Source organism: Nocardioides maradonensis (genome assembly GCF_054777115.1).
Genome location: NZ_BAAHAZ010000005.1, coordinates 267,272 through 276,533, shown reverse-complemented (window position 1 = coordinate 276,533; position 9,262 = coordinate 267,272). Strand labels below are relative to the sequence as shown.

General features: G+C 69.9%; 9 protein-coding genes. 4 read left to right on the top strand and 5 right to left on the bottom strand.

Annotated features, from left to right (window positions below; all coding sequences use genetic code 11):
- Positions 1-67: 67 nt before the first annotated feature.
- The gene (gene recD, locus ACYVAQ_RS08030) at positions 68-1,849 is read left to right on the top strand and encodes an exodeoxyribonuclease V subunit alpha (RefSeq protein WP_460788033.1); all 1,782 of its coding nucleotides are present in this window, start codon (positions 68-70) and stop codon (positions 1,847-1,849) included.
- Between the two features lie 9 nt (positions 1,850-1,858).
- Positions 1,859-2,476, top strand: a complete 618-nt coding sequence (locus ACYVAQ_RS08025; RefSeq protein ID WP_460788030.1) for an ACT domain-containing protein — start codon at positions 1,859-1,861, stop codon at positions 2,474-2,476.
- A gap of 1 nt (position 2,477) precedes the next feature.
- Here the strand turns inward: ACYVAQ_RS08025 and ACYVAQ_RS08020 are convergent, their stop codons facing one another.
- Positions 2,478-2,921 (bottom strand): nitroreductase family deazaflavin-dependent oxidoreductase, encoded by a 444-nt coding sequence (locus ACYVAQ_RS08020; RefSeq protein ID WP_460788028.1) that lies wholly within the window; start codon positions 2,919-2,921, stop codon positions 2,478-2,480.
- Between the two features lie 78 nt (positions 2,922-2,999).
- Positions 3,000-3,605, bottom strand: a complete 606-nt coding sequence (locus ACYVAQ_RS08015; protein ID WP_460788025.1) for a malonic semialdehyde reductase — start codon at positions 3,603-3,605, stop codon at positions 3,000-3,002.
- Positions 3,606-3,759: 154 nt separating this feature from the next.
- Here ACYVAQ_RS08015 and ACYVAQ_RS08010 point away from each other — a divergent pair, with 154 nt between their 5' ends.
- Positions 3,760-4,161: a DUF4870 domain-containing protein gene (locus ACYVAQ_RS08010; RefSeq protein WP_460788022.1), complete on the top strand. Its 402-nt coding sequence runs from the start codon at positions 3,760-3,762 to the stop codon at positions 4,159-4,161.
- Between the two features lie 34 nt (positions 4,162-4,195).
- Positions 4,196-5,140, top strand: coding sequence for a 1,4-dihydroxy-2-naphthoyl-CoA synthase (locus ACYVAQ_RS08005; protein WP_460788020.1), 945 nt, complete (start codon positions 4,196-4,198; stop codon positions 5,138-5,140).
- A 165-nt stretch (positions 5,141-5,305) separates the two neighbouring features.
- Here ACYVAQ_RS08005 and ACYVAQ_RS08000 read toward each other — a convergent pair whose 3' ends face one another.
- The 3 genes from ACYVAQ_RS08000 to ACYVAQ_RS07990 are packed head-to-tail and all read right to left on the bottom strand — an operon-like array spanning position 5,306 to position 9,101.
- A complete protein-coding gene (locus ACYVAQ_RS08000; RefSeq protein WP_460788018.1) occupies positions 5,306-6,853 on the bottom strand; it encodes a long-chain-fatty-acid--CoA ligase in 1,548 nt (515 codons plus the stop codon).
- On the bottom strand, positions 6,847-8,355 hold the full coding sequence (locus ACYVAQ_RS07995; protein WP_460788015.1) for a flavin-containing monooxygenase: 1,509 nt from the start codon (positions 8,353-8,355) through the stop codon (positions 6,847-6,849). Before ACYVAQ_RS07995 ends, ACYVAQ_RS08000 begins: the two co-directional genes overlap by 7 nt.
- 53 nt (positions 8,356-8,408) lie before the next feature.
- Positions 8,409-9,101: a hypothetical protein gene (locus tag ACYVAQ_RS07990; protein WP_460788012.1), complete on the bottom strand. Its 693-nt coding sequence runs from the start codon at positions 9,099-9,101 to the stop codon at positions 8,409-8,411.
- Between the last annotated feature and the right edge of the window lie 161 nt (positions 9,102-9,262).

The window sequence follows — 9,262 nt, the reverse complement described above, 5'->3', positions numbered from 1 at the left end:
AGCGCGGCGGGAGCAGCGCGATGGAAGCTTGCTTCCCCCTCATCGCAGCGGAGACGCGCTCGGCGCGATGGTGGAGCTCTTCGAGGCGGAGGCGTACGACGCGCGGATCGCCCGCGGCGCGACCGGGCTGCTGGCGACCTTCAACGCGGCCGGCCTGCTCACCGCGGCCGACGTGCACACCGCCGCCCGGATCTGCTCCCTGGCCGGCGAGCGCGACGACAGCGTCGCCCTCGCGGTCGCCGTGACGGTCCGCGCGGTCCGGCACGGGTCGGTCTGCGTCGACCTCGCCGAGCTCGCCGCGAGCGAGGGCGTGCAGGAGCTGCCCTGGCCCGCCGCTCCCGCGTGGCGGGAGGCGATCGCGGCCAGCCCGCTGACGACCACCGGCGTCCTGCGGCGGGAGGGCGCCCTGCTCTACCTGGATCGGTTCTGGCGCGAGGAGGGCCAGGTCCGCGACGACCTGCTGACCCGGCTGACGGTGCCCCCTCCGCCGGTCGACGAGGCCGCGCTCGCCACCACCGCCGACCGCCTCTTCCCCGAGGGGTACGACGAGCAGCGGGCTGCCGCCCTGGCCGCGGCCCGGCAGTGGACGACCGTCCTCACCGGCGGCCCGGGCACCGGCAAGACCACCACGGTCGCCGGTCTGCTGGCCCTGCTGACCGAGCAGTCCGACCGCCCGCTGCGCATCGCGCTGACCGCGCCTACCGGCAAGGCCTCGGCGCGGCTGCAGCAGGCGGTGGAGGAGGTGCAGCGCGAGGAGCGCTTCACCGACGCCGACCGGGCCCGCCTCGACGGGCTGTCCGCCTCGACCCTGCACCGGCTGCTCGGCTGGACCCCGGACGCCCGCAACCGCTTCCGGCACCACCGGCGCAACAAGCTGCCGCACGACGTGGTCGTCGTCGATGAGACCTCGATGGTGTCTCTGACGATGATGGCGCGCCTGCTCGAGGCGGTGCGTCCTGATGCCCGCCTGATCCTGGTCGGCGACGCCGACCAGCTCGCCAGCGTCGAGGCGGGCGCGGTGCTCGCTGACCTGGTCCAGGGTCTCGCCGAGCGCGCGCCCGGCGCCGTGACCGGCCTGCGCACCACCCACCGGTTCGGCGAGGGCATCGGCGCTCTCGCCGAGGCGCTCCGCGTCGGCGACGCCGACGAGGTGCTGACGATCCTCACCAAGGGCGGTGACCGGGTCAGCCTGGTCGACCCTGTCGAGCACGCCGAGGCGCTCCGACAGCGGCTGCTCGAGCACGCGATCGCCGTACGCACGGCGGCGCTGACCGGTGATGCCGACGGCGCGCTGCAGGCCATGGATGCCCATCGTCTGCTGTGCGCCCACCGCGACGGCCCGTACGGCGTCAGCCACTGGAACCGGCTCACCGAGCGGCTGCTCACCGACAGCCCGGTGGGCGATCCCACCGTCTGGCAGGAGTGGTACGCCGGACGCCCGATCCTGCTCACCGCCAACGACTACGGCCTCGGCCTGTTCAACGGCGACACGGGCGTGGTCGTGCGGGACGGCGACCGGCTGCGGGCGGTCATCGCCGGGGTCCGCGAGCACCTCTGGCTGGCCACGGCGCGGCTGGGCGCGATCGAGACCCTGCACGCGATGACGATCCACAAGAGCCAGGGCAGCCAGGTCGGCGAGGTGACCCTGCTGCTGCCGCCGGAGGACTCGCCGCTGCTCACCCGCGAGCTGTTCTACACGGCGGTGACGCGCGCTAAGGAGCGGGTGCACGTGGTCGGCACCCCGGAGTCCGTGGTGGCCGCTGTCGAGCGGCGTGCGCAGCGGGCGACGGGCCTGCGCGCGCGGCTCAGCGACCGACCGCGGAATGCCGACGTAACACGTCCGGGTTAGGTTGGGCTCATGTCGTACCTGATGCGCGTCGAGCTCCCCGACGTCCCCGGCTCCCTCGGCCGGGTGGCGTCGGCGATCGGTATGGCCGGAGGCGACATCGAGGCCATCGAGATCGTCGAGAAGCGCCCGAACGGCACCGCGCTCGACGACGTGCTGCTCGAGATCCCCAACGGCACGATGCCCGACTCGGTGGTCTCCGCCTGCAGCGCTCTCGAGGGCGTCAAGGTGCTCTGGATCAGCCACTACCCCTCGGGCGGCAACCTGGTGCTCGACCTCGAGGCGGTCGAGGAGATCACGGGCAATCCCGAGCAGGCCTTCGACCGGCTCGTCGACCTCCTGCCGGCCACCTTCCGCGCGGACTGGGGCATGCGCGTGCACCGCGCGAAAGGCGTCGACTACGGCACCAGCGCGGCGCCGGAGGAGTTCGACTTCATCGAGCTCGAGAACGCCGAGCGGATCGAGGTCGACGGCGACGAGAACACGCTCTACGCCGCCGCCCGCCTCGACGGCAACGACATCGTGGTGATCGGCCGCCGTGGCGGGCCCGACTTCCTCGACTCCGAGCTGGCCCGCCTCGGCCACCTGGCCGCGCTGGCGGTCACGATCTCCACCGCCCGGGCGCGGTAGGTCACTCCACCGGCTCCAGCAGGAACACCGGGATCTCGCGGTCGGTCTTCTCCTGGTACGACGCATAGGTCGGCCAGGTCGCGACGGCGTGCTCCCACCACTCCCGGCGCTCCTCGCCGCTCAGCTCGCGCGCCCGGTACGACCGCGGCTCGGGGCCGTCCTGCAGGTCGACCTCGGGATGGGCGCGGAAGTTGTCGGCCCAGGCGGGGTCCTCGGGCGCGCCGCCCTTGGAGGCGATGGCGACGTACTTCCCGTCCTTCTCCACCCTCATCACCGGGTTCTTGCGGAGCTTGCCGGACGTCGCGCCGACCGAGGTGATGACCACGATCGGGTCGCCGGTCGCGCGGAGGGTGTTCGCCTCCGCACCGCCGGAGGCCTCGTACGCCGCGACCTGGTCGCGGACCCACTGCTGGCTGCTGGGGACGTATTCACCGAGAAGAGTCATGCCTTCCACAACAGCACACCGCCGCGGGCTGTTCCAGGGAACGGCCTGCGGCGGCGGTTGATGCGGTGGGAGCGACGATCAGGCGAAGCTGACCGCGTCCTCCTGCTCGAGGCGGGGGAGCCGGTCGAACCAGGCGTTCTCGCCCGGGTGACCGATGTTCACGACGAGCAGCGACTTCCAGCGACCGTCGGCGAAGAACTCCTCGTCGATGCCCTGCTTGTCGAAGCCGGCCATCGGGCCGGCGGCCAGGCCGGCGGCGCGGGTCGCGAGGATGAAGGCGCCGACGCCGATCGCGGCGGAGAAGTTGCCCCACCCGTCGCGCATCTCGGCGTTCTGCTCGAGGACGTCCTCGAGGCCGGGGCTGATCGGGAAGACGGTCGGCACGTGCTCGTGGAAGCGGGTGTCGAGAGCGAGGATCGCGCTGACCGGCGCCGCCTCGGTCTTGTCACGGTTGCCGTCGCCCATGTGCTTGAGCAGGCGCTCCTTGCCCTCCGGCGTACGGACGAACAGGATGCGCAGCGGCTGGGTGTTGGCCGCGGTCGGCGTCCACTTGACCAGCTCGTAGATGTCGGCCAGCTCCGCGTCGGTGACGGGCTGGTCGGAGAAGGAGTTGGCGGTGCGGGCGCCGGTGAAGACGATCTGGCGGCCGCGCTCGTCGAGCCGCTCGAGGGTGGAGGAAGTCATGCAGATTTCAACTACAGCGTCGGTACGCCGATTCCGGCCGCCGCTGTGGTCCGGCTCACGTCGTCCGGGGCGATCTCAGGGGCGGATCAGGTGGCTCCCGGATGTGTCGACGGGTCCGGTCGGGGAACCCTGGAGACACGAAGGAGGACCACCCATGTCCCAGAACATCCACGGCGACCACCCCTACGCGCCGCCCGCCCCCGCTCCGTTGACCCCCACCGAGGAGCGCACCTGGTCGACGCTGACCCACGCCGGCGTCGCGGCCGCGACGGTGCTCAGCGCGGGCACGCTCGGCTTCATCGCCGCCCTGGTCGTCTACCTGCTCTACAAGGACCGCGGCCCGTTCATCCGCCACAACGCCGCGAACGCCATGAACATCCAGCTCAACATGCTGCTGTGGGCCGTGATCAGCGTCGTGCTCATGCTCGTCCTCGTCGGCTTCGTGCTGCTCGCCCTCGTGCCGATCGTCGGGGTCGTCCTGCACGTCGTCGCGGCGATCAAGGCCAACCGCGGCGAGTGGTGGAACCCGCCGCTGACGATCCGCTTCATCCGCTGAGCGTCTCGCTGGGCGCCCTCGATAGCCTCGCCCCATGAGTGCGATCGAGGGCGTCAGCGAGATCTTCGACCCGGCGGACTGGGACGAGGTGCCGGGGTTCGAGGACCTCACCGACCTCACCTACCACCGGGCGCGCGAGCACGGGACCGTGCGGATCGCGTTCGACCGGCCCGACGTGCTCAACGCGTTCCGTCCGCACACGGTCGACGAGCTGCTGCGCACCCTCGAGCACGCGCGGACCTCCGCCGACGTCGGCTGCGTGATCCTCACCGGCAACGGCCCGTCCGCCAAGAACGGCAAGTGGGCGTTCTGCACCGGCGGCGACCAGCGGATCCGCGGCAAGGCGGGCTACCAGTACGAGGACAAGACCATCGGCGCCTCGGACACCGGCGCCGAGGAGCCGAGCGTCATCGACAAGGCGAAGCTCGCCCGCCTGCACATCCTGGAGTGCCAGCGGCTGATCCGCTTCATGCCGAAGGTCGTCATCTGCGTGGTGCCCGGCTGGGCCGCGGGCGGTGGCCACTCGCTGCACGTCGTCTGCGACCTGACCCTCGCCTCCCGCGAGCACGCCCGCTTCAAGCAGACCGATGCCGACGTGGGCTCCTTCGACGGCGGCTACGGATCGGCGTACCTCGCCCGCCAGGTGGGCCAGAAGTTCGCCCGCGAGATCTTCTTCCTCGCCGAGGAGTACGACGCCGAGACCATGCACCGGATGGGCGCCGTCAACCGCGTCGTCGAGCACGCGCAGCTCGAGAAGGTCGCGCTGGAGTGGGGCCGCAAGATCAACGGCAAGTCCCCGACCGCCCAGCGCATGCTGAAGTACTCCTTCAACCTCCTCGACGACGGCCTGGTCGGCCAGCAGCTCTTCGCCGGCGAGACCACCCGCCTCGCCTACATGACCGACGAGGCCCAGGAGGGCCGGGACCAGTTCCTGGAGAAGCGCGAGCCCGACTGGTCGCCGTACCCCTGGTATTACTAGGAGCGCCATCCGCGCAGGTCAGAGTGCTGAAGGGTCGCCCATTGTGCACAGCAGGTGCGCCTGGCCCGGAGGACGCGTTCGGCGGCGGAGGCGATCGAGGGTGCTCAGAAATGCCGCTGAAGCAGGAACCATTGAAGCGACGCGGGACGGCAGAGGCTGGTGCGGTCAGGCGAGCTGGCGCTTGAGGATCTTGCCGGTGGCCGTGGTCGGCAGGCTCTCGACGAGCGTGACGAGCCGCGGGTACTTGTACGGCGCCATCTGCTCCCTGCTCCAGGCGATCAGGTCCTCGGCGACGAGGTCTGCGCCCGGGCGGGGGATGACGAAGGCCTTGACCTCCTCGCCATGGCTGTCGTGCGGCACCCCGATGACCGCCGCGAGGCTGACGTCCGGGTGGGTCAGCAGCACCTCTTCGACCTCACGGGGATAGACGTTGAAACCACCGCGGATGATCAGGTCCTTGGCGCGGTCGACGATGAAGTAGAAGCCATCGCGGTCGCGGCGGGCGAGGTCCCCGGTCCGGAACCAGCCGTCGCGCATCACCTGCGCCGTCGCGTCGGGGCGCCGGTAGTAGGCCTTCATCACGTTGTGGCCCTTGACGGCGATCTCGCCGGCGCCGTCCTCGGTTGTGATCTCGTTCCACTCCGGATCGATGAGCTTGAGCTGCACGCCCCAGATGGGTACCCCGATGGACCCCGGGCGCGGCTCCTGCGCGGGGTCGTTGAAGGTGCAGACCGGAGACGTCTCGGAGAGTCCGTATCCCTCGAGAACCGTTACCCCGAGCCTGTCCTTGATCTGGCGGTGGATCTCCAACGGCAGGGCGGCCCCGCCCGATACGCCGACGCGCAAGTTGGCGGCGATGCGCCGCACGTCGATGCCGTCGCCGAGCGCGTTGAGCAGACCCCACCACATCGTGGGCACGCCGGCGAAGAACGTGACCTCCTCGCGTGTCATCAGCTCGATCACGGGGTGGGCGTCGAACCTCGGCACCAGGTGCAGCGTCGCGGCCATCGAGAAGCCGGCGTGCATCTGCACGGTGGCACCGAAGGTGTGGAACAGCGGCAGGCACACCAGGTGGCTGTCGGAGGCCGATTCGCTGCGGAAGAGCCGGTTGAGGGCCGTCACGTTCATCATCGTGTTGGCATGCGTGAGCTCCGCGCCCTTCGGCTGCCCGGTGGTGCCGGAGGTGTAGAGGATGACCGCGGTGTCGCCCGGTTCTCGCACCAACGAGTCGAACCGTGTACTCATCCTCGCGAGCGCCTGCGCAACGGTCTCCGTGCCGTCGACCGGGCTGGGGGCCAACGGATCGGAGGCGATGACGAAAAAGTGCTCGACGCCCCGGGTGCGCTTCAGGCCCGCGTGTCCCTCCGCGGCCATCGCCAGCTCGTCGGTGCCCTCGAAGCAGAAGTAGGCACGCACGTCGGCGTCGTCGAGGTGGTAGGCGATCTCGCGGGCCCGCAACAGCACGTTGAGCGGTACGACGACCGCGCCAGCCTTGAGGATGCCGTAGTAGACGACGGGGAACCACGGCAGGTTCGGGCAGCTCAGTGCGACCCGATCGCCTGGTCGGATGCCGCGCGACACGAGCAGGTTGGCGACCCGGTTCGCGGCCGAGTCGACCTCGGCGTACGTCATCCGGGTCTCGCCGTGGACGACGGCGTCGCGGCCCGGATACCGGCGAGCGGAGTCTTCGAGCAGGATGGCCAGGTTCAGCACGGCAGACGCTGTTCCCGGACCGCGGACGGTGCCGGCACCCGGCTGAAGAGCAGCTGCGGATCGTCGACCGGGGCGGTGCGCAGGCGCTCGACGTCCTTCTCGTAGGCCTGCTCGACCGTCCAGGGTTCTTCGTCGCCGGCATGGGGGAACGCGTCGATGCGCCGCTGCACGTAGCCGGAGGAGAGCTCGAGGATCGGGCGCCGGCTCATCCGCGGGTTCGTGGGGGTCGGCGTCACGGTGTCGTACCCGTGTGTGTCCATGAACCGGATCAGGCGGCTGAAGTGCTCGGCGACCAGGTCGAACTTGAGGGTGGCCGAGATGTTGCTGTAGCCGATGGCGTAGGCGAGATTGGGGATACCGGACACCATCATCGACTTGAAGGCGAACCGCTGGCTGAGGTCGGCAGCCTCCCCGTCGACGCGGATCGGGATGCCGCCGAAGGGCAACATGTTGAGACCGGTCGCCGTCACGATGATGTCGGCATCGAGGTGCCGGCCCGAGCGGAGCCGGATTCCGGTCGGGGTGAAGCGTTCGACGTGGTCAGTGACCACGGAGGCGTCGCCCGCGGAGATGGCCTTGAACAGGTCACCGTCCGGCACCACGCAGAGGCGCTGCTCCCACGGGTTGTAGGAAGGGGCGAAGTGGGTCGCGACGTCGAATCCGCGGGGCAGCTGGAGCCGTGTCTGTATGAGCAGGAACCGGCGTACGAGCTTCGGGGCGCGCTTGCTCCACTTGTAGAGCGATCGGTTCATCCAGATGTTCTTGCGGCGGACGTAGCCGTGTGCGCGGCGCGGCCCGAGGACCTTGCCGAGCACGCGCGCGAGCGGGTCGGTCGCGGGTATCGACAGGACGTAGCTCGGCGAGCGCTGCAGCATGGTGATGTGCTCGGTCGACGGGGCCATGGAGGGGATGAGGGTGATGGCGGTGGCCCCGCTGCCGATGACCACGACCCGCTTGCCGGCGTACTCGAGGTCTGCGGGCCAGAACTGCGGGTGGACAACGATTCCACGGAAGTCCTCTACTCCGTCGAAGTCGGGGGTGAAGGCGGTGTCATAGTCGTAGTAGCCCGCGCCGAGGAACAGGAACCGGGCGGTCACCCGTGTCTCGGTGTCGTCGTGGACGACATCGACGGTCCAAAGTCCGGTGGAGCTGTCGAAGCTCGCCGCGCTCACCTTGTGGCCGAACCGGATGTGCCGGTCGAGGCCCTCGTCGGTGACGGTCTTGCGCAGGTAGTCGAGGATGTCGGGCGCCTGCGCGATGGCGAGCGGACTGGTCCACGGCTGGAAGCCGTAGCCGTAGGTCGCCATGTCGGAGTCGGACCGCAGTCCGGGGTAGCGGAAGAAGCTCCAGGTGCCCCCGAGCTCCTCGCGTGCCTCGAGGACCGCGAAGGTCGTCGAGGGCAGGGAGGCGAGGTGGTGTGCGGCGCTGATGCCGGCGATCCCGGCGCCGACCACCAGGGCGTCGACGTGGTCGGGGAGTGTGGAGGTACGTCGGTGGGGCATGAGTTCCTTCTCGTGCGAGCGGTCGTCGGTCGCGGGGTGTTGCTGGCGTGGTCTCAGGGCCGCGCGGTACGGATGGCGTGGCCGCTGGCTTCCGTGGACGCTGTCGTACCCGACGCGTCGAGCGCGCGGTAGGCGTAGTAGGTCACGTACATCTGCGTGCCCCAGGTGGCGAGAGCGAGGATGTAGAAGATCGTGCGGTTCGCGTCGTCGCCCGGGATGGGGAAGAAGTCATACATGAGAGCGATCGCGAGGCCAGCGAGGACGACGCCCGCAGTGGCGACGGCTTCCCTGCGCGCGCCGGCCTGCCAGACCCGGCCGGTGAAGTAGGCCAGGAAGATCGTGGTGAGGACGTTGACCGCCAGGAAGAACGTTGCCGGGCCGACGTGGAATGAGGAGTGGAACTGCTGGAGGTACAGGCCAGAGACGGCCGCCAGGGCGAAGGCGCCCACGTCGACCGCCACCGACGGCTTGTACCCGTGCGTTACCCGCATCAGTCCGAGGACGACGATCAGCGTCACGCCCACCGACCGGGAGAAGGCGTCGAAGAAGTAGGCGATGGAGTACATCGGGCTGTGCGTGTCCCCGCCGAGGAGGGCCCACAGCAGGAAGTTCGTGCCTGAGGTGGCGACGACGATCCACTCCAGGCCGAGCAGGTAGTTGTTATAGCGGCGGATGAACCGCCACCCGTAGCGGAAGCCCGCGTAGATCATCCAGGCGTCCGCGAGGAGGAAGAGCACGTTCTTCATGAGTGGGCTCCAGTCGTGGTGCGGGTCGTGGTGGGGGCGGTTCCCGGCGTGCCCTCGGCGGCGATGACGGGATCCTGGGCCATGGCGGCACCGTACGGGCCAAACTTACGAAGTGTCAATGACGAAGTGTCAGTGAACCTCGGGGTGGGCTAGGCTCCAGC

What these genes read in the sequence shown, in the direction of transcription:
- ACYVAQ_RS08005 (WP_460788020.1), top strand. Translation starts at nt 4,196, where the DNA reads ATGAGTGCGATCGAGGGCGTCAGCGAGATCTTCGACCCGGCGGACTGG.
- ACYVAQ_RS08020 (WP_460788028.1), bottom strand. Translation starts at nt 2,921, where the DNA reads ATGACTCTTCTCGGTGAATACGTCCCCAGCAGCCAGCAGTGGGTCCGC.
- ACYVAQ_RS08015 (WP_460788025.1), bottom strand. Translation starts at nt 3,605, where the DNA reads ATGACTTCCTCCACCCTCGAGCGGCTCGACGAGCGCGGCCGCCAGATC.
- ACYVAQ_RS08025 (WP_460788030.1), top strand. Translation starts at nt 1,859, where the DNA reads ATGTCGTACCTGATGCGCGTCGAGCTCCCCGACGTCCCCGGCTCCCTC.
- ACYVAQ_RS07990 (WP_460788012.1), bottom strand. Translation starts at nt 9,101, where the DNA reads ATGAAGAACGTGCTCTTCCTCCTCGCGGACGCCTGGATGATCTACGCG.
- ACYVAQ_RS07995 (WP_460788015.1), bottom strand. Translation starts at nt 8,355, where the DNA reads ATGCCCCACCGACGTACCTCCACACTCCCCGACCACGTCGACGCCCTG.
- ACYVAQ_RS08010 (WP_460788022.1), top strand. Translation starts at nt 3,760, where the DNA reads ATGTCCCAGAACATCCACGGCGACCACCCCTACGCGCCGCCCGCCCCC.
- recD (WP_460788033.1), top strand. Translation starts at nt 68, where the DNA reads ATGGTGGAGCTCTTCGAGGCGGAGGCGTACGACGCGCGGATCGCCCGC.